16 protein-coding genes and 1 CRISPR repeat array are annotated in these 21,682 nt (G+C 34.3%); of the genes, 11 read left to right on the top strand and 5 right to left on the bottom strand.

The annotated features are described in order from the left end of the window. Positions 1-345 precede the first annotated feature (345 nt). The 3 genes from cas9 to cas2 are packed head-to-tail and all read left to right on the top strand — an operon-like array spanning position 346 to position 6,114. Entirely contained in the window at positions 346-4,809 is a 4,464-nt protein-coding gene (cas9, locus tag AC1DCD_RS04365) for a type II CRISPR RNA-guided endonuclease Cas9 (protein ID WP_464640473.1), read from the top strand. A 4-nt stretch (positions 4,810-4,813) separates the two neighbouring features. Next, positions 4,814-5,749, top strand: a complete 936-nt coding sequence (gene cas1, locus AC1DCD_RS04360; protein ID WP_353585851.1) for a type II CRISPR-associated endonuclease Cas1 — start codon at positions 4,814-4,816, stop codon at positions 5,747-5,749. Positions 5,750-5,775: 26 nt separating this feature from the next. After that, positions 5,776-6,114 (top strand): CRISPR-associated endonuclease Cas2, encoded by a 339-nt coding sequence (gene cas2 / locus AC1DCD_RS04355; RefSeq protein WP_019036766.1) that lies wholly within the window; start codon positions 5,776-5,778, stop codon positions 6,112-6,114. A gap of 235 nt (positions 6,115-6,349) precedes the next feature. Beyond that, a CRISPR array of direct repeats spans positions 6,350-6,702; the repeat unit is 47 nt; unit sequence GTTGTTTATGCACCTACAAAGGTAAGAAATTTTAAGCAAATCACAAC. Between the two features lie 255 nt (positions 6,703-6,957). On the opposite strand, the gene AC1DCD_RS04350 is transcribed toward cas2, so the two are convergent. The 4 genes from AC1DCD_RS04350 to AC1DCD_RS04335 form a co-directional block, all read right to left on the bottom strand. Further along, positions 6,958-7,470: a hypothetical protein gene (locus AC1DCD_RS04350; RefSeq protein WP_353585850.1), complete on the bottom strand. Its 513-nt coding sequence runs from the start codon at positions 7,468-7,470 to the stop codon at positions 6,958-6,960. Between the two features lie 767 nt (positions 7,471-8,237). After that, the gene (gene udk, locus AC1DCD_RS04345; RefSeq protein ID WP_008446776.1) at positions 8,238-8,861 is read right to left on the bottom strand and encodes a uridine kinase; all 624 of its coding nucleotides are present in this window, start codon (positions 8,859-8,861) and stop codon (positions 8,238-8,240) included. Positions 8,862-8,905: 44 nt separating this feature from the next. Next, the gene (locus tag AC1DCD_RS04340; protein ID WP_036855661.1) at positions 8,906-9,493 is read right to left on the bottom strand and encodes a uracil-DNA glycosylase family protein; all 588 of its coding nucleotides are present in this window, start codon (positions 9,491-9,493) and stop codon (positions 8,906-8,908) included. A 40-nt stretch (positions 9,494-9,533) separates the two neighbouring features. Then, entirely contained in the window at positions 9,534-10,583 is a 1,050-nt protein-coding gene (locus tag AC1DCD_RS04335; RefSeq protein ID WP_464640476.1) for an endonuclease/exonuclease/phosphatase family protein, read from the bottom strand. Between the two features lie 209 nt (positions 10,584-10,792). Here AC1DCD_RS04335 and AC1DCD_RS04330 point away from each other — a divergent pair, with 209 nt between their 5' ends. From AC1DCD_RS04330 to AC1DCD_RS04310, 5 genes are all read left to right on the top strand, one after another. Next, entirely contained in the window at positions 10,793-13,375 is a 2,583-nt protein-coding gene (locus tag AC1DCD_RS04330; protein WP_464640478.1) for a TonB-dependent receptor, read from the top strand. Between the two features lie 22 nt (positions 13,376-13,397). Next, positions 13,398-14,624: a DUF5689 domain-containing protein gene (locus tag AC1DCD_RS04325; RefSeq protein ID WP_464640480.1), complete on the top strand. Its 1,227-nt coding sequence runs from the start codon at positions 13,398-13,400 to the stop codon at positions 14,622-14,624. Between the two features lie 38 nt (positions 14,625-14,662). Then, positions 14,663-16,024, top strand: coding sequence for a hypothetical protein (locus AC1DCD_RS04320; protein ID WP_464640482.1), 1,362 nt, complete (start codon positions 14,663-14,665; stop codon positions 16,022-16,024). Positions 16,025-16,174: 150 nt separating this feature from the next. Continuing rightward, positions 16,175-16,426 carry a type B 50S ribosomal protein L31 gene (locus AC1DCD_RS04315; protein ID WP_008446811.1) on the top strand — a complete coding sequence of 84 codons (252 nt, stop codon included), beginning with the start codon at positions 16,175-16,177 and terminating at the stop codon, positions 16,424-16,426. Positions 16,427-16,568: 142 nt separating this feature from the next. Beyond that, complete coding sequence (locus AC1DCD_RS04310; protein ID WP_464640484.1) at positions 16,569-17,516, top strand: DNA/RNA non-specific endonuclease; 948 nt, start codon at positions 16,569-16,571, stop codon at positions 17,514-17,516. Positions 17,517-17,648: 132 nt separating this feature from the next. Here the strand turns inward: AC1DCD_RS04310 and AC1DCD_RS04305 are convergent, their stop codons facing one another. After that, on the bottom strand, positions 17,649-18,041 hold the full coding sequence (locus tag AC1DCD_RS04305; RefSeq protein ID WP_008446791.1) for a DUF3127 domain-containing protein: 393 nt from the start codon (positions 18,039-18,041) through the stop codon (positions 17,649-17,651). 199 nt (positions 18,042-18,240) lie between these two features. Between AC1DCD_RS04305 and dnaN the strand changes: the two genes are divergently transcribed. The 3 genes from dnaN to coaBC all read left to right on the top strand — a co-directional run bounded on the left by dnaN (position 18,241) and on the right by coaBC (position 21,679). Further along, entirely contained in the window at positions 18,241-19,365 is a 1,125-nt protein-coding gene (gene dnaN / locus AC1DCD_RS04300) for a DNA polymerase III subunit beta (protein ID WP_353585843.1), read from the top strand. Between the two features lie 207 nt (positions 19,366-19,572). Further along, the gene (locus tag AC1DCD_RS04295; protein WP_008446807.1) at positions 19,573-20,436 is read left to right on the top strand and encodes a 3'-5' exonuclease; all 864 of its coding nucleotides are present in this window, start codon (positions 19,573-19,575) and stop codon (positions 20,434-20,436) included. Positions 20,437-20,458: 22 nt separating this feature from the next. Then, a complete protein-coding gene (gene coaBC, locus AC1DCD_RS04290; protein WP_464640487.1) occupies positions 20,459-21,679 on the top strand; it encodes a bifunctional phosphopantothenoylcysteine decarboxylase/phosphopantothenate--cysteine ligase CoaBC in 1,221 nt (406 codons plus the stop codon). Positions 21,680-21,682: the final 3 nt, after the last annotated feature.

The following is a 21,682-nucleotide window of genomic DNA, read 5'->3' as shown; positions in this document are numbered from 1 at the left end:
TGACAGATATTCCTTTCTTTTTATATAGACTTATGAAATTATGTGCCTGAGAGGAGAGGGCTTGCAACTGGGTTTTACGACTGACCCTTATTTATTTGCATATTTATTTTTAAATAAAATATAAAATGCTTACATTTGCCTTTAATAACAATTAAGAGTATATGTATGGTTGTGAAAAGATGTCATATAAAATATAGCAATAAAGCATAAAAAAGGTGAGAATTACAAGAATTCCCACCTAAAATGTTTTCACAACGGAATAATCCTTATTGTGATTTGCTTAAAATATCTTGTTGCAAATGTAGAAATAAAAATCTAAATAAACAAACAAAACAGTAATAAAATATGAAAAATGTTTTAGGATTAGATCTTGGCTCTAACAGTGTAGGCTGGGCTTTAGTAAAGACAGAAGATAATGGAAACCCTATTGGAAGCATCAAAATGGGTAGTAGAATAATACCTATGAGCCAAGATATATTAGGAAGTTTTGAGAAAGGTGATACTGTCTCCCAAACGGCACAACGCACATTGTATAGAGGCAAAAGACGTCTTACAGAACGGCATGTGTTACGTCGTGAACGTTTGTGCAGAGTATTACATATAATGAACTTTTTACCTGATCATTTTGATAAGTTACTGGGCTGGGATAAGACTGACAATAAAACATATGGAAAGTTTATAGATGACAGCGAACCAAAATTGGCATGGAGGCAGAATAAAAACGAAATGGGGAAGATGGAATTTGTCTTTATGGACTCATTTCATGAAATGTTATCCGACTTTGCCAAGCATCAACCTCAGTTAATAGCTAATGGAAAGAAAGTGCCTTTAGACTGGACCATTTATTATCTGCGTAAAAAGGCTCTTACACAGCTTATTAGTAAAGAAGAATTGGCATGGATATTACTCAATTTTAATAAAAAACGAGGTTATTACCAATTGCGTGGCGAGGAAGAAGAAGAGCAGCCTACTAAGAAAGAGGAATACAAAGTATTAAAGGTGATAAGTGTAGATGCTGATGAAGGACAAAAGGGTAATGGCATTTGGTATAACATACATTTAGAAGATGGCGGTATATATAAAAGGAAGAGTGATACACCTTTATATGATTGGGTAGGCAAAACATTACAACTTATAGTTGTAACTATCTACGAAAAAGATGGTAAAACACCAAAGATTTTTGATAGTGGTAAGCAAAATCCGTCATACAGACTACCCAAAGAGGACGACTGGGGATTAATAAAAAAACGCACAGAAAGCCAAATACAATCATCGGGCAAGACAGTGGGCGCATTTATCTACGACAACATACTTAGCAAGCCTGATGACAAGATACGGGGAAACTTAGTAAGAACTATAGAACGTAAGTATTACAAAAAAGAGCTAATAGAGATATTGCAGCAGCAAGCTAAATATCATGATGAGTTGCATAATCAGCATTTGCTTGAGAGTTGTGCAAAAGAGCTATATGCTCATAACGATGTACGCTACAATGAAGTGGTAAAGAGCAACATGATACATCTGTTAGTAGATGATATAATTTTCTACCAACGCCCACTTAAGAGCAAAAAGTCGCTTATAGATAACTGTAAATATGAAAGCTATGAATATGTAGATAAAGAAACAGGTGAAGTAAAAGAAATGCCTATTAAGTGTATAGCTAAATCGAATCCGTATTATCAAGAGTTTAGGTTATGGCAATTTATTCACAATCTACGATTATCTGATGTCGTTACAAGAGAAGATGTAACGGCGCAATATCTATCAACACCACAAGATTATTGTAACCTCTTTACATATCTTAATGATAGAAAGGAGATAAAGCAAGACATCTTGTTAAAGGATTTTTTCCAAATAAAGAAAGTACAGATAGATAAAGAAAAAGTATTCCCTATAGAGTGGAATTATATTAAAGACGCCACTAAACAATATCCTTGCAACGAAACCAGATATGAATTGTTATCGGCTCTAAAGCGTGCTGGTATGGATAAGCAATGGTTAGATGACACACCTAACATGCAATATCGGCTTTGGCATTTGCTGTATTCTGTAGAAGAACAAGAGGAATCGGTTAAGGCTTTACGTAAATTGTATGATGATGACAACTTTGTATCGTCATTCCTAAAAATCAAGCCTTTTGAGAAGTGTTATGGTGCATACTCTGAAAAAGCTATAAAAAGACTTTTAACGTTGATGCGTATGGGTAAGGCTTGGGACGAACAAGCCATTGATGCTAAAACACTGAAATGTATTCAACAAATCATAACTGGTAATATTGATAGCAAGCTAAAAGAGAAGATAGATGATAGCAGATATGTTTTACACCATGTATCCGACTTTCAAGGGTTGCCTACTTACTTAGCTTCTTACGTAATATATGGACGCCATTCAGAAGTTACGGACATACAATGTTGGGATACTCCAAAAGATTTATTAAAATTTATTTACAGATTTCCGCAGCATTCTTTGCGTAATCCTATTGTAGAACAAGTAATTTTAGAAACGCTTAGGGTGGTATATGATATTTGGAAAGCAGAAAAGCATATTGATGAGATACACGTAGAGGTGGCACGTGAAATGAAGCTAACTGCACAGCAACGTAATGAGGCTAATCTTAGAAATCTTAATAACGAAGCTACTAACTTACGAATAAAGTATCTCTTAGAAGAATTGAAGAACGATACTTTTATCAAAGATGTCAGACCTTTATCTCCTATGCATCAAGAGAAAATGCGCATTTATGAGCAGGCTGTATTAGGTAGCCTCAATAAGCAAGATAAGGACTATGACGATATTATTAAAATATCAAAGAAAGAACGCCCTACCAGTGCAGAACTAATAAGATATAAATTGTGGCTCGAACAAAAATATTGTTCGCCTTATACAGGTAAAGCTATCTCGCTAAGCAAGCTCTTTACAACAGCATACCAGATAGAACATGTTATTCCACAAAGCAGATACTTTGATAATTCTTTTAATAACAAGGTTATTTGCGAATCAGAAGTAAACAAAGAAAAGGATAAAATGTTGGGCTATGAGTTTATTAAAGTCAGAGGTGGAGACAGGATTTATTGTACAGCACATGGCAAAGAGGTAACAATATTAAAAGAAGAAGAGTATAAGCAGTTTGTTAACGAGCATTATGCACATAACAAGCGTAAGCGTGATAACTTGTTAGCTGAAAATATACCTGAGAGCTTTAGCAGTAGGCAGCTTAATGATACGCGTTATATTACTAAAACAATTATGTCTTTACTTTCTAATGTAGTAAGACAGCAAGGCGAAGAAGAGGCTACGGCTAAGAACTTATTACCTTCATCTGGCGCTGTTACTGATAAGCTGAAAAACGATTGGGGGCTTAAAGATGTATGGAACACAATAGTTACGCCAAGGTTTGAAAGGCTTAACAAGTTGTCTGGAACAAACGATTTTGGAGAGATGAAAGAAGAGAATGGTAGCAGATATTTTCAAACCAATGTGCCGTCAGAATATGAAAAGGGATTTAAAAAGAAGCGTATCGACCATAGGCACCATGCTATGGACGCCCTTGTTATAGCCTGCACTACGCGAAACATGGTAAACTATATTAGCAATGTAAATGCTAATAGCCCTAAGCAAAGAGAAGACTTACGACAATTGTTATGTGATAAAAATAGGATTATTAACAAGCCATGGGACACCTTTACACAAGATGCCTTAAAAGCACTAAACGATATTGTTGTTAGTTTTAAAAACAATGTAAGAATAATTAATAGGGCTACTAATAGATATCAACGCTATGATGAGAATGGAAAGAAAATGATATGTAGTCAGAAAGGCAATGATATGTGGGCTATACGCAAGTCTATGCATAAAGAAATAGTGTTTGGAAGAGTAAATCTTATTAGGAAAGAAGTTTTACCCATTGCTAAAGCCTTAGATAACATATCTGCTATATGCAACGCACAGTTAAGAGCTTATGTCAACGATTTGGTTGATAAGCATTTTAACAAAAAACAGTTAGTTGCTCATTTTAAGAGTTTGAATTATAAATGGAACCGACAAGATGTGTCAAAAGTTGAAGTATGGATAAGTAGTGATGACAAAACTCCTATGGTAGCTGTACGCAAACCATTAGATACATCATTTGACAAAAAGAAAATTGCATCTATTACTGATACAGGTATACAAGCTATTTTGCTTAACTACTTAGAAAGTAAAGGGGGAGATGCTTTAGTAGCTTTCGCTCCTGAAGGTATACAAGAGATGAATAGCAACATCGAGCTATATAATAATGGTAAAGCTCACAAGCCTATTAAGAATGTGCGACTGTCTGAACCGCTCGGTGCTAAATATCAAGTGGGTGAAAGAGGAGCTAAAACCAAGAAGTATGTAGAAGCTGATAAAGGTACTAATCTCTTTTTTGCTATTTATGAAGATGAAGAAGGTAAGAGGTATTATTACTCCGTACCGTTAAGAGAAGCTATAGAACGACAAAAGCAAAAGCTTTCACCCGTTCCTGAATATAACGAAAAAGGTGTTGCGCTGAAGTTTTATCTATCGCCAAACGATTTAGTCTATGTCCCCACTGAAGAAGAACGGACAATGGGAATATGCCACATTGATAAAACAAGGATTTATAAGATGGTTAGTTCTACTGGGAATAGAAGTTTTTTCGTTCCATCTACTATTGCTAAAGTGATAGCTGATAAGGTAGAATTTCAGTCGCTTAACAAAATGGAAAAAGCTATAACAGATGAGTGCATAAAAGAGGTATGTTGGAAATTGAAGGTAGACAGACTGGGAAATATCTTAAATGTAATAAAGTAAATGTATGATAAAGAAAACGCTTTGCTTTAACAATGCGGCTTACCTTAGCTTGCGAAACGAGCAGCTGCTTATCCATATACCAGAAGTTGTAAGCCAAAAAGATTTGCCAAAGCCATTATTACAAGAAGCTGAGCGCACTATTCCAATAGAAGATATTGGAGTAGTGGTGCTCAATAGCTTACGCATTACCATTACCACAGGTGCCATGCAAGCTCTTTTGGCTAACAATGTGGCTGTTATAACGTGCGATGCAAAAGGCTTGCCAGTGGGGTTGCAATTGCCTTTGTCTGGTAATACGCTGCAAAACGAACGTTTTAGACATCAGTTAGACGCTTCGTTGCCATTGCGTAAACAATTATGGCAGCAAACTACAAAACAAAAAATCCTTAACCAAGAGGCAATACTTAGGCGTTATACCGAAGCAGAAACTAAATGTATGCGGGTTTGGGCTAACAATGTGCGAAGTGGCGATCCTGATAACCTTGAGGCAAGAGCAGCCGCTTATTATTGGAAAAATATCTTTCCTTCTCTTCCGCTATTTACAAGAGAAAGAGAAGGCATTCCTCCTAACAACTTGCTCAATTATGGTTATGCCATATTAAGGGCTGTTATAGCAAGAGCTTTGGTAGGTAGCGGACTTTTACCTACCTTAGGCATTCATCACCATAATAAGTATAATGCTTATTGCTTAGCCGATGATATAATGGAGCCTTATCGTCCGTATGTAGATAATATGGTAATAGACATTATGCACCAAGAAGATAGTATTGATCAGCTTACAAAAGATATTAAGTTTAGGTTGTTAGGCATTCCTGTGATTGATGTTATTATTAAAGGTAAGCGTAGCCCACTTATGATTGCTGCACAACAAACTACGGCATCGCTTTACAAGTGCTTTTCAGGGGAGGATAAAACTATATTATACCCAGAGCTTACATAATTACTTTTTTCATATCATCATCTATTATGCCTTTAGATAGACTTAGCGAATATCGTGTTATGTGGATACTTGTATTCTTCGATTTGCCTACCGAAACGAAAAAGGAAAAGAAAGCCTATATCGATTTTAGAAAATTTCTTATAAAAGATGGCTTCACAATGTTTCAGTTTTCTATCTATGTTCGCCATTGCTCAAGTATGGAAAATGCCGAAGTTCACAAAAAGCGTATTCATAATAATCTTCCTAACACAGGAAAAGTAGGCTTGTTGTGCATAACCGATAAGCAATTTGCCGCTATTGAGTTGTTTTATTGCAAAAAGCAGAAGGCTCCTAACGCTCCTTACCAGCAGTTAGAGTTATTTTAATAGCTTATAGGCTTTTTCTTTATCAGTAGCAATAAAGCAGAGGGGAAAATACTAATCATAGACATTTTTGTTTCTTACTTTTATGTTTACTGTCCTTTCATACCACTGTATGTATACGGCTTAGTACACGAAAAAATCCCATTCTGTATGAATGGGATTTGTGTTTGTAGTAGCATTTTTATTTTTCTCTAATATCTCTACAATAGCTTGATAAACAGCTTTTTGTAGAGCCCGTGTTGTTTATGCACCTACAAAGGTAAGAAATTTTAAGCAAATCACAACTGCATAATATATCGGATTTTGAGCAAGAGCGTTGTTTATGCACCTACAAAGGTAAGAAATTTTAAGCAAATCACAACATAGTCCGTTAAATATTATGCTGCGTCAGTGTTGTTTATGCACCTACAAAGGTAAGAAATTTTAAGCAAATCACAACTTTGCATCATACAGATACTTATATTGCAAGTTGTTTATGCACCTACAAAGGTAAGAAATTTTAAGCAAATCACAACTTAATCATTTTAATTGAAATTTAAATTATGTTGTTTATACATCTACAAAGGTAAGAAATTTTAAGCAAATCACAACACACTACACGAAGACATTGCTACCCTGCACAAACAGATAATACAGCTCAACAGTTTGATAGCCGATCTTACCTTGAAGTACGAACAATTACTTAATAGACAGGCATGACTGGGAAACTCCAAATAATCAATGTCTACCAATAAAAAAAGAGTACCCCACGTCTCACGACGTAGGGTACAATAACTTAAAAAAAACACTTGTTAATTATATGAAAACAAAGTGAATTGGGGACACACATAGTATATGTGTGTTATATCATTCTTTCTGTTCAGTATAAGGTTTTATTTTTAAATCGAAAGCAGCAGAGGTATTCTTTCTCTCGCAAAGTACCCTTACATATCCTGTACCCAATTTTAATGCACTTATCATCTTTCGCAATTTCTTCCTTATAGAGGGATAATATAATCCTTGTCTGACAATCCACCCAGCACGAAATGAGGCATCAGCACCTAATTCTGTATCAACTCTGACTTGTAACTTATTATCAAACGAATATAGTCCTATCGTAACACTCATATAACGGTCGCCTCCATAGTTGTAATGCAATACATTAAACACCCCTTTCTCAGTAGTTATTCTAAATACCCAGTCATTCCAGTCGTACACCTCGAAAGCACCATCTCCTGCTACCTCATAGCGAAAATACACTCCACCTGGCAGCCCACGTAATTCATCTTTCTCAACTATACCACTAGTCCACTTACCTTCCTGTGCGCTAATTGTCAACTTCGCCAAAAGCATAAGCGCAATTGCTAATAATTTCTTCATAACAATTTTATTAAAATTCTCTTACTTGTACAATATAGCAGTAGTAAACACTACCTATGTCAACGTATGCTTCCGTTACCTTAATTTAATAGTTGGGTATATATACTCTTTCCTCCTAACCAAAAATATTTGCTTTCGTTCTTTAACTAAATTCCACCTCGCTATCAAGTTTACAATCTGCAAAATACAGCTCTGCTTCTTCCTTCGTATATACTGATTTGTAGTCTCTATCTCGTAGCTGGTTTTAAACTTGCATATTGATGTCGTTCACATCAGGTGCATTGATACGATTTATGTAATTTTTTATAATTTCACGCTGCTTATAATTTTTTATACTATTTTAAAATCATTAAAAATGTTGTAGCTACTTGCAAAGATAGTATAAACGAATGGAAAATCGAAAGTTTTATTTCGATTTTTCTAAAAGCAGTCCATCTTATCAAGTTTGCATAAAATATTAAAACACTTATGTACTCCTCCTATTACTTCATTATACACTTAACTATATAGCAATATAAGAGGATGTAAAATATCCATTCTTCTATCATAAATTTTATATATTAAAGGGTTAAACTTACTTGATTATTATTTCCAATCCATACCTTTTTGCACGATCTATAAGATCTTTTCGTACATCTGTGGTGTTTATGCACCTACAAAGGTAAGAAATTTTAAGCAAATTACAACGATAAGAATAATCGTATCATTGCAGGTAAGGTGTTATCCAATACCATTTGCTGGTTGTAAGCCAAGTTCTTGAGGGACGACTACATAGTAGGTATTAACCCTTCTATATACTTACAAAGAATGCCTATTCCTGTATGATTTTCGCCTCCTTGCGGAATAATAAGGTCGGCGTATCGTTTGGTAGGCTCTATAAACTGTTCGTGCATGGGCTTTAATACTTTAAGATAACGGTCTACAACCATCGATACTGTTCTTCCACGATCTATGGTATCACGTTGTATGTTACGAATAAGACGCTCATCAGAGTCGGCGTCGACAAATATTTTCAGATCCATCATGTCGCGTAGTTTTTTATTATTAAGAGTCATAATACCCTCTATAATTATAACAGGCTTAGGCTCTACATGTATGGTTTCAGGCAAACGATTACTTAGAATATAGCTGTAAGTGGGTTGTTCGCAAGCTATTCCGTTGCGTAATTCGTTAACGTGTTTTATGAGAAGTTTCCAGTCGAAGGCATCAGGGTGGTCGAAATTTATAGCTTTACGCTCTTCCTCGGTAAGTGAGGTGGTATCATTATAGTAAGAGTCGAGTGGTACTACAGCAACATAGTCTGGTGGCAAGGCTTCTACTATTTTTCGTACTACGGTACTTTTTCCTGATCCTGTACCGCCTGCAATTCCTATTATAGTTATCTTTTTCATTGTTTTATTACTTGTTGATAGATATTTATTTGTTTATAGTATAGCTACTTTTTTATGCCTAATTGTCTAAACATGTCTTCGTAATATTTAGCTTTCTTTTCTATTTTCATAGGAAAAGCCCTACTACTACTTGGTTCTCTGTAAAGTAGTATAGTGCGTTCTTCAAACGTAAAAGAAACATTTTCTCCCATTTTAAGGTGTTTAGCATTAATGTTGTAGTGCCGAGATATGATATCTGTAGCAACTTGTCCTGCTGTTACAATAGCCTTACATTGTGGTAGAGAATGTAGTATTTTGTCAAAGTTAGTAGGCTCTACTATTTCAAGATCCTTGTCAGAAGCAGTTCCTTTTGTACGGCGAATGCGCTGAGCTGTATCAAATATAGCTATTCCTTGCTCTAAAAGCATTTCCTTTATACTGTTAAGACGGTAAGTTTTGTTTATTTGATCAACGAAGGCAAACTTATCTCTCTTAAAGATGAGCCCCAAAATACGCCACATATCATTTGTGAAATTAGGATAATACCATGGCATACACCAACGTTTTGGTGCAGGAGGGAAAGTGCCCAGCATCAGTATTTTAGCATGTTTGGGTAGCCATGGCTTAAAGGGATGCGATTCTGTTTCTAACATAGGAAATAATATATGTGTTTTATATTTTTATTATATAATCCTATTTTGTTTGTTCTTTTACGAGATAAACTACTGTAGGAAGATGGTCAGAGTATCCGTCGAGCCAAACTCCTCCTGCTGTAGTACGTTTGGTATTACCTTTATATTTACCCTCTTGCTGGAAAAGATAATCACGCTTAAATATTTGATTTTTCCAATATTTTAGTGTAGTAAAGTCTTTAGATCCATTTTTATTTAGAAAGTTAGGTGATAGGATAATTTGATCAAATAAGTTCCATCTCCCTTGATATTGTAATGTTCCAGTGCCTTGTTTCACAAGTATGTTATACCATGGGTTATACATATCGTTTGTACCCACTTCAGATATTTCGGCTTTCGCAGAAAGATATTTGTGCATAGAAGCATTAGTAGGGTCGTCATTCATATCTCCCATTACTATAACTTTGCAGTTAGGATCCTCTTGTAGCAAAGAGTCTTTTATCACTTTTATTTGTTTTGCTCCCAGCTCGCGGTAGTATGAACTTGCCCCACGACTTGGCAAGTGGCATACAATAACAGAAACATGTTCGTTAGCCATAGTTCCACTAATAGTTAGGAAGCCACGGGTAGCATGTGCACTGTCTTTGGCTAATTCGTATATGTAAGGTATAAGCTTTGTATTACGAACTGTAAAAAGTTTTGGTTGGTAAATAAAAGCACAATCAATACCTCGTCGGTCAGGTCCTTCTATATGTATATATTTATATCCACGTTGTGCAAGGGCAGGTTGTGCTACGAGGTCTTTTACAACATGATCGTTTTCACATTCAGCCAATCCGATAAAAGCGCATCCTACTTTTGGTAGGACATCAGTGCCCATTTCTGATAAAACTCGCGACATATTAGCGAGCTTATGGCTATATTTCATTTTATTCCAATGATAGCTTCCATTAGGGGTAAAGTCGTAATCATTTTTCCCTTTATCGTGTGTATAGTCAAATAAGTTTTCTTGATTGTAAAAACCAACAGCATACACGGAATATTTTCTTTGTGAAAAAGTACTTATAACACAAAGTAATAATGAGATTGAAAGTAAAGATAGTTTTTTCATTCTTATAATAATTTAATTAACATTTATACGTATCTTATCTATGCAAACATGCCCTTAGGCAAGTTCGGATATTATTCTTTTGCAAATGTCGCTAATTAATTTGAGATAATTGTAATTGTGGATAAGTTTTAACTCAAAGTATTTTTATATTTAAAATATATTTTATTACTTTGCAATTACAATATAACATACTTTAATACAATAATATTATGCAGAAAAAGCTGACATTAGCGGTTATCGCAGTATGTAGTTCAGTGGCAGTATTTGCTCAGAATACTACAAAAAAGACTACTACTCAGCAGGAACAAACTGTAAAGCCAATAGAGGAGTCTTTGTTTACTTTCTCTGAAGCTCAGATTAATGAAGAGAACCCTATGAGTGATAATGCTATTATCTTAACTTCGGGAAGTAATGTTTATGCTTCGCAGGTAGGCTATCTTTATTCTCCTATGCGTTTTAGATACCGTGCTTTAAATCAAAAGTATAATGAGATTTATATTAATGGCACTCCAGTTAATGATATGGAAAGTGGGCAATTCCGCTATTCTATGGTAGGTGGCATTAATCAGCAGACACGTAATGTTGACTTTGCTTTGCCTTTTGAGAGTAATAATTTTTCTATGACAGGTATTGCAGGGAGTAATAATTATAATTTCCGGGCAGGTTCTATGCCTGCAGGGCAACGACTTACATTATCTGCTGCTAATAGAAATTATACTTTTAGAGGAATGTATAATTATGCCAGTGGTTTTAATAATAATGGTTGGGCTGTTGCGGCAAGTATAGGTTATCGTTGGGCTAATCGTGGTTATGTAGAAGGTACTTTTTATAATTCGTTATCTTATTATTTCGGGGTACAGAAAAAATGGGATAATGGGCATTCTTTGAGTTTGTCTACATGGGGTAATCCTACTGAGCGTGCAGGACAAGGAGCAAGCACAGAAGAGGCTTATTGGTTAGCTAATGATTTTCAGTATAATCCTTATTGGGGGTATCAGAATGGGGTTAAACGTAATAGTCGTGTTATTAACGACTATTCTCCTTCAGGTATCTTAACATGGGACTGGGATATTAATAAGAAATTAAAGCTGACAACTTCTTTGTTTGCTAAATATGGAATTTATAAGAGCACGAAGCTTAACTATAATAATGCAGAAAATCCTGCTCCTGATTACTGGAAAAATATGCCAAGCAATTTCTTTGATGTTTGGAATGAGCATGATAGTCGTTATCGCACAGCACAGGCATATAAAGACTGGGAGGATGCAGTAGATTATTGGAGGAATAAGAATAATCGTCAGATACAATGGGATCGCCTTTATTATTCTAACCGTCAGGCAGCTGCTAATGGGCAAGATGCTCTTTATTTCTTGCAGGCAAGGCAAGACCGTAATATGACAACAAGTTTAGCTTCTACATTGACCAATCATTTAGGAAAAGAGAAAGTGTTAAACGTAGGTGTTGTCTTAGCTCAAAATTTAGGACACCATTATCAGACTATGGAAGATATGTTAGGTGCTAAGAAATATCATAATATAAATACTTATGCTGTGGGAACATATCCTTCAGGTGATCCTCGCACGCAGTATGATTTGAATACTATGGGCGTAAATGGGTTAGGTAAACTTGTTTATGAGGGTGATCGCTTTGGGTATGATTATAATATTAATGTGCGAAAGGTTAATGTTTGGACTAATTTTGCACAAACTTATGGTAATGTCTTTTATGTATTAGCAGCAAGATTAGGATTTGACAATATGTATCGTGTAGGTAATATGCGTAATGGCTTGTTTGCTAATAATTCTTTTGGTAAGAGTCGTCAAGCTAATTTTATTTCTGGTGGCATAAAGGGTAGTGGTACAATAACTTTGAGCGGAGGTAACGCACTATCTGTAGGTCTTGGTTATGAGCATCGTGCGCCAGAAGGAAGAGATGCGTTCGTATCTCCTGAGATGAATAATGATTTTGTTGAAAACTTACGCAACGAACGTGTGTTTTCTTCAGAACTTAGTTATCAATATAGTGGAAGCTGGTTACATGCAAACTTGAGTACATATTATAATCGTTTAACTCATGTTACAGAATGGCAAAATTTCTTCTATGATGATGTTAATTCTTTTACTTATATCAGTATGACTAATATAAAGAAAAGTTTATACGGTTTTGAGTTAGGCTTAGATTTTAAATTGACAAATTTCTTAAATTTTAAAACTCTTGCTACATGGCAGGAAGCAAAAAATGTAAATAATGCAGATGTTGTTTACATGAATTCTACTAAGAGTACTTTCTATAAAGATGTTGTTTATAATGATGGAATGCGTGAAGCTAATACGCCGTTATCAGTATATAGTGGTATATTGAGCTTTCATAAAGGTGGCTGGTTTATAGATGTAGTAGGTAATTATTACGATCGTATATATTTATCTTATTCTCCAAGTATGCGTTATGGCTCTACATTGCGTACTATGGGAACTGCTCTTGGTGGTATTGATGCAGAGGGCTATTATAATCCTGCTCCTCAAGCAAAAGGAAAAGGAGGCTTTATGCTTGATGCTTCTATAGGAAAGAATATATATATAGGGCATCATAGCTTATCAATTAATTTGATGGTAACAAATATTTTAAATAATCAGAAGATAATAAGTGGCGGTTATGAGTATGGTAGAAGTAGCTATACTATTAATCAGAGAACTGGAACTACTACTATTAGGGCTTATGATTTTGGAAAGAATCCTAAGTTATATTATGCTTATGGCATTAACGGAATGTTGAATATTGCTTATAAATTCTAAATACATACTATACAATTATTTTATGAGGAAATTTAATTTTTTAACGATAGCCGCAACTGTAATAATAATCCTCTCTTCTTGTATGGGTAAGGATTATGCAGATACACCAATAGGTGGAAAAGAGCGTTATTATGGCAGTAATGAGTTAAAGGAAACCAATGTGCTTACAATAGCTCAGTTAAAACAGAAATATACAACTCCTATTTCAACAAGGAACGGTTATGAAAAAATAGTTGATGATATACAGCTAAAGGGCATTGTAACCAGTTCGGATAAGGAGGGTAATGTGTATAACGAAATAGCTCTTCAAGATAAAACAGGTGCAATAATTATCTCGTTAGGACAAAGTGCTATTTATGGATATTTGCCAATAGGAACAGAAATATTGGTAAGCTTAAAAGACCTTTATATAGGTAATTATGGTTTACAACCACAGATTGGTGTGCCATCTGTAAGCTCTAAAGGGACTGTTTCTATAGGCAGAATAAGTAAGTTAGTGTGGGATAAACATTATAAGATTATTAGTATTAATAATAAGGTAGAGGCTGAAGCATTTGATATAAATAAATGGAATATAAATGATGATGCGGGAAAACTTGGAGTTATAAAGAATGTTATCTTAAAATCTGGTTATGATTATAATTCTAAGAGTAACATACAGACTTATGCTAATCGTAATAGTGGCGCAGGTAGCGTAAGCTGGTCATTAGCAGGAATAGACAACAAGAAATTGGTAATGTATAATAGCAATTTTGCCAAATTCGCAGGTGTAGAAGTTCCTAAAGGTAAGGTAAATATCACAGGAATATTTAAGCGTTTTAATGATCAGTGGGAAATTATAATACGTTCGCTTAGCGATGTTGAGAATGCTACTGTTATAGATCCTTTAGTAGGTTTAGTAGGTAAAGGTAAGGGAACAAAGGCTGAACCTTTTGATGTTACTCGTGCTTTAGCTTTAATTCAGAGTGGTAATGCTGGGGACAAAGAATGGTATATAAAAGGTATAATATCAACAGTCCCAAGTAATAGTTTTTATGCCCCAGCCGGGTCATGTACTTATTTTATTTCAGATGATGGTAAGTCTAACACAGAACTAAAGGTGTTTGGGGGGTTAAATTTAGATGGAGCTAAGTTTTCCTCATCTGAAACACTGGTAGTAGGTAAGCAAGTAGTAGTATGTGGTATGCTTATAAATTATAAAGGTACAAAGGAGATAGATAAAAATAATAGACTAATCTCTATAAAATAAAAAACAGATTATTCTTACAAATTAGAAAAATAAATAAGATGAAGAAGGTATTAATTCCATTATTGGCTATAACGTTAACAGTTATTGCTTTTACAAGTTGTGAGGATGTTCCAGCACCTTATAGTATTAACTATGATGAAAGTAAAAATCCTAATCCTAATACAGGTGGTGGTAGTGCTACTACTGATATATTAAATACTCAGGAAACAGCATGGACAGTAGCTCAAGCTATACAGAAGATAAAAGATGCAAATGGTAGTGTAAAAGGCTTGGCATATATAAAAGGTATAATAAGTAAGGTAATAGCTTATAATTCTACATATAAGAGCATTTCCTATGATATTGTAGATGTAAAAGGTAATACAGAATATATTCAGGTATATTCTGGTAAAGGTCTTAATGGTGCAGATTTTAAAGCAGAAACAGATCTTAATGTAGGAGATCAAGTTGTTCTTATAGGTAATTTGAAGAGTTATACTAATGAAAAAATAGGTAAAACTATAATGGAAGTAGATAAAACTAGCAAAATTGTTAGTTTGATAAAGGGAGCTACTCCTCCTGTTTTACCCGATTTAAATACAGAAGCTACAGCATGGACAACAGATCAAGCAGTAGCTAAGATTAAAGAAGCTAAATCTAAGTTGGCAGCACAGGCTTATGTAAAGGGTGTTATCACTGATGTTTGGAATAAAGTAAATAATGATGGTTCTTTATCTTATAAAATTAAGACAGATGGAAGTACAGAGGAAATTCAGATTTACGCAGGTTTAAATAAGGGTGGAGTTAAGTTTTCTGCTAATACAGATTTGAAAAAAGGTCAAACTGTTATTGTAAAGGGATACCTTATGCCTTTCTTAAAGAAAGATAAAAAGACTATTTATGAAATGGATAAGGGTAGTGTAATAGTTAATATAACTGGTGAAGGTGCTACTCCTCTTCAAGAAGATCTTAATACTAATCCAACGACACCTGTTGGTGCGGAAACGATCATTGATTGTTCAGATTTTGGCAAGAAAGATAAAACAGATGTATCTTACGAAGCTAAAGATGGCACAAAGCTTACATTTGCTCAGAATGGTGGTTCTACTCCTCCTAAATATTTCGCAAAATATCATTCTATGAGAATGTATGCTAAGAATTCTTTAACTATAGAATGCTCAAAGGTTATTAAGCAGATCGTTATTATAATAGATGTAAATAAGAAAGAACCTTCTAATGGAAATGATATGGCTTATGCAGAAAGTGGTAGTAATAAGGTTAAGATAACAAAAGTAAGTTTGTCAGAGGTGCAGTTTAATGGATTGTCTTCTAATAAAGTAAAGATTGTTAATGATTTTGAAAAAACTTCTAAAGGAATTCAATTACGAATTAAGTCCATTAAGATAGTTTACGCTAATTAATCTTATGGGTATAATATATTTAGTTTTTAAAATATTTGGACAAGTGCATAAATATTTGTAATTTTGCACCCTGTTAAGTGCTTATTGGTATAAGAATGAGTTATACTTAACAAATAAAAAGGTTATTATAAAATTAAATAGAAAAATAAAATGAAAAAAGGTATTCATCCAGAAAACTATCGCCCCGTCGTATTTAAGGATATGTCTAACGGTGATATGTTCCTTTCACAGTCTACATGTAAATCAACAGAAACAGTAGATTTTGAAGGCGAAACTTACCCTTTGGTAAAAGTAGAAATCTCAAGTACCTCTCATCCTTTTTATACAGGTAAGAGTAAGCTTGTTGATACAGCTGGTCGTGTAGACCGCTTTATGCACCGCTATGGTAAGTTAAAGAAGTAGCTTAATACATTTTTATATATAATAATAAAATGCGAATAAACGTAGTTGCATATGCGTTCATTCGCATTTTATTTGTTATCTTTGTGTTTATATAATTGATAATGTATATAATAAGTATATTAACTATTTAGAGGAACAGAAAATGAAAAAATCATCAATCTTTGTATTCTCTCTGTCGTTTGCTTTGGTCCTAAATCTTTTTTCATGCACAGTAGATGACGAGGGTAAGGTGTTGGCTTATAATATAGATAGAGGTGGTAAGCCTAAAGTGCCAAGTGATGGTGGTACGGTTATAAAATCGCTTTCCGAGTTACCTTCTTTTCATGGTGGCAATAGTAAAGTAGTAACGCACAAGCTTAAAAATGGCGAGGTAAATTATACAGTAGAGTTTGATAAGGATAAACAGGCCACACGTTGGGTAGCTTTTCAAATGAATAGTCATAATGTTTTTGGTAATATCCCACGTTACGGGAAAACTGAAGGGAAGGGTAAAAGTAAAACCAATTATCTGTTTGATCCTAGTTTTTCTTCTACTGAGTTTTTAAAGGATTTAATTAAAGGAAGTGGATATAGTCATGGGCATCTTATCGCTTCTGCTGATAGAAAAAGTGATGAAGAAGCGCAGAAGCAAACGTTTTATCTAACAAACATGGCTCCTCAGATTCAAAATAGTTTTAATGCTTCTCCTGGTGCTTGGGCACTTATGGAGGAATTAGTTAGAAGTAAGTTTAGCGAGGCTATAAACGTAAGTAATATAGACACTATGTTCGTGGTTCGTGGATGTACTATTGATAATCCTGATCAGATAAAAGAGAATGTTAGAGGATTGATAGTTCCGAAGTATTTTTATTCTTTACAGGTATTGAAGTATAAAGATATTAATGGAAAGTGGAGTTATAAGGCGTTATCTTTTTGGATAGAGCATAAAAAGTCAGATGCAAGGGGGCAGATGAAAACCTTCTTAAAACCTATTCGCGAGATAGAAAAGCTGACTGGGATTAATTTTTTTGCACGGTTCTCAAAAGAAGATCAAGATTATTTTGAGAATATGACTTCAGAACAAATGGCTGTTATGTGGAATATTAAATAATAAAGTAAGTGCCAAAGGTAAGGTAATAAAGATATTTTTCTCTTTATTCTTTTTACTATAGTAAGAAAAGGCTCAGCAGGTATTACCTGCTGAGCCTTAATCATATTTATTATATTTATAATATTATATTATTTAGAACGGGAGGTCGTCTGTCGACTCAGTACTTTCAGTAGCAGGAGGAAAGGGAGTAGCTTGTTGTGGAGTTTCAGCTTTGGGTTGTGCTGCAGGTACAGGACTAGCAGCTTGTGCAGCAGCAGCATCTATACGCTGAATATTCCAAGCACGTATATTGTTAAACCAACGACCATTATATTCATGAGCATCAATATCGAAACTTACGGTTAGTTCTTCTCCGGCTTTTATAGCAAACTGATCTATTTTGTCAGCTCCAAAGATATTAAAGACCATCTTACGTGGATATTGGTCATGAGTTTCAATAACGTATTCTTGCGATTTCCATGCACCACGCGCTGAAGTTCCTTCACGTGGAGGCAAAACAGCAATAACTTTACCAGTCAAATCCATATATTTTATCGTTTTTATTTTATTATTCTGTCTGCGAAATTACTAAAATAGTTCTAAAAATCGAAACTTTTACTATCTATTTTTGTTAATGATATGTGTTTTTTGTATTTTTGTACTCTAATAGTGGAAAGTTGTAAAAGAAGGTTATTTCTTTTATGATATAATTTCATGTAGAGTATTAACTAAACAAGATATATTGATGATATTTAATCTTTCAAGCTCGTTATTGAGCAGCAAATTACAAACACTGTCTAAGGTTATAGCTAACAAGAATGCTATAGCTATCCTTGATTGCTTTTTGTTTGAAATAAAGAATAACCAGTTGACTATTACAGCTTCGGATAGTGAAAATACAATACATTGTATAATAGAACTTGATAGTGCTGATGGTGAAGCGAGCTTTGCTGTTAATAATCAAACTATTATTGATGCTGTAAAAGAATTGCCTGAACAGCCTCTTTCGTTGGATGTTAATATGAATGAGCAGAAGATATATATAACTTATCAGAATGGCTCTTATAATTTTCCAATCTTTTCGGCAGAGGAATATCCAAGAGTTCAATCTGTATCTTCAGATGCGACAACGATTGTAATTGATTCTAATATTTTGGTAGATGCAATTACTCGATCTTTGTTTGCTACAGCACAAGATGAGCTTCGTCCTGTTATGAATGGTCTTTACTTTGATCTTTTGTCAGATAGTTTATCTATAGTTGCTACTGATGGTCAAAAACTTGTTCGTAATAAGATTTTTACAATTAAAAGTGATAAAGAATCAGCATTTATCCTTCCTAAGAAGCCTGCAAACTTATTGAAAAATGTGTTGTCTAAAGATGGTGGAGATGTTATTATTAGATATGATCAGCGTTCTGCAGAAATTTCTTATGCAGAAGGTAATCTTTCTTGTCGACTTATAGAAGGTAGATTCCCTAATTATAATAGCGTTATTCCTGTCGCAAATCCTAATCAGATAGTTATAGATCGTCGTTCTCTTATAGGGGCTATTCGTCGTGTATTGCCTTTTGCTAGTGAGGCTTCACCGTTGATACGTTTTCGGATAGAACAAGGATTGCTTACTCTTAATGCAGAAGATATAGATTTTTCTACAAGTGCAAAAGAAAGCGTTGTATGTAATTATGCTGGCAATGCTATGAGTATAGGTTTTAAAGGAACTAGTATGCTTGATATATTGAACAATCTTGATGGTGATGATGTTACAATAGAGCTTGCTGATCCTTCACGTGCAGGCATAGTTCTTCCTAATAAACAATTAGAGAATGTAGATGTATTAATGCTTATTATGCCAATGTTGTTGAATGATTAAAATAAAAAAATAATATTGAAAAGAGAAAGCACAGAGAGAAGAAATGAATCTTTGAGCTTTCTCTTTTTTTTAAAATAAAGTATATAAAAAAGAATAATAGTCCGCTCTGTTATGTAAAGTAAGATTCTATAAAATAACATATTAAGAATAGAAGAATAGAGATTATATGTTTTTGTAGAAGTCTTTTAATAAATTAAGGAGAAAATAATGAAGTTAAAATTAAAACGTCCTTTAATTGTATTCGATCTTGAAACGACAGGATTAGATCTTGTTAATGATCGTATTATTCAAATATCATATATAAAAGTTTATCCAGATGGAAAGGAAGAGCGTGAAAATATTTTTATCAATCCTGGGAAACAGATTCCCGAAGAGGTTATAGCTCTTACAGGTATAACAAATGAAGATGTAGCAAAAGCTCCTACCTTTAAAGAGAAAGGAAAGGAGTTATCTTTGAAATTTACAGGATGTGATTTTGCAGGTTTTAATTCTAATCGCTTTGATATTCCTATGCTTGCAGAAGAATTTTTAAGGGCAGGTATAGAGTTTGATTTTTCTAAATGTCAGTTAGTTGATGCACAAAGTATTTTTCATAAGATGGAACGTAGGAATCTTGCTGCAGCTTATGAGTTTTATTGTGGTAGGAAAATGGAAGAAGATTTTAAAGCGCATCGTGCAGATCAAGATACAGAGGCTACTTGGGCAGTTTTACAAGGTGAAATAGAGATGTATTCTTCTAAGAATCAAACAGATGAGAAACGTATATTGGAAAACAGTGTAGATGCTTTAGCTGATTTTTCAAAGATGAATGATTTTGTTGATTTTGCAGGTAGAATTATCTGGAAAGATGAAACTGATAAGGAGGGTAATGTGATTTTAGATGATAATGGAGTTCCTCGTAGGCATGAAGTGTTTAATTTTGGGAAATATAAAGGCTGGGATGTAGCTGAAGTGTTACACCGAGATCCTGGATATTTTAGTTGGATGTTAGGTAGTGATTTTACTTATAATACTAAGCAGGTTCTTACTATAATCCGTTTACGTGAATTTAGTAATCGTATGAATGGTTAATTTCTAAAAGTTTATATTAAGAATGCTTAGAGGTAAGAAGATAGTATTAGGTATTACAGGCTCTATAGCTGCTTATAAGAGCTGCCTTATAGTGCGTGAGTTTATAAAAAAAGGAGCAGAGGTGCAGGTGGTAATAACACCTAATGGGAAGGAGTTTATTACTCCAATTACTTTATCGGCACTTACAAGTAAGCCTGTAATTAGTGATTTCTTTGCACAGCGTGATGGTACATGGCATTCACATGTAGAACTTGGGTTATGGGCAGATGCTATGTTAATAGCCCCTTGCACTGCAAGCACGTTGTCTAAGATGGCTAATGGTGTAGCAGATAATATGCTAATAACTACTTATCTTTCTATGAAGGCTCCTGTTTTTGTTGCTCCAGCTATGGATTTGGATATGTATCAGCATCCCTCTACTAAACATAATATAGAAATATTGCAGGGGTATGGTAATTATATAATTGATCCTGTTAGTGGCTTTCTTGCTAGTGGTTTAGAAGGAAAAGGTCGTATGGAGGAGCCTGAAAGAATAGTATCATATATAGAAGATTTCTTTTCTAAGAAAGGTAATTGGAATGTTAGTTTTACAAAGCAAAAAGATCTTATAGGAAAGACTATTCTTATTACTGCGGGGCCTACTTATGAGAAAATTGACCCTGTACGTTTTATAGGTAATTATTCTTCAGGGAAAATGGGTTTTTGCTTGGCAGAAGAATGTGCGTGTAGAGGTGCTAAGGTAATATTAGTATCAGGCCCTGTGAATTTACAATGTAGTGAGAGTATAGAGCGGATAGATGTAGAGTCGACAAAAGAGATGTATGATGCTGTTGTCGCACGTTTTTCAGAGGCAGATGTTGCTATACTTAGTGCAGCTGTGGCAGATTTTAAGCCACAAGTTATATTTGATAAGAAGATAAAACGAGAAGGTAAAGGCTTAACTTTACAACTTCAATCAACACAAGATATTGCGGCAGCTGTGGGGAAAATGAAAAAACATCATCAACGTATAGTGGCTTTTGCATTGGAAGTGAGCAATGAAGAAACAAATGCAAAGCAAAAATTAGAACGTAAAAATGCCGATTTTATAGTATTAAATTCTACACGTATACCAAACACAACTTTTCGTTCTGATGATAATCAAATTACTATTATTTCACATGATAGAAAGGTATATTTTGAGAAAAAGTCAAAGAAAGATGTGGCAAAAGATATAGTGAATGAACTAAAAAAAATACTTTAAAAA

The organism is Prevotella sp. C0209C1 (assembly GCF_056583855.1).
The sequence above is the reverse complement of the archived record's forward strand: the minus strand, read 5'-3'. Positions and strand labels throughout refer to the sequence as shown.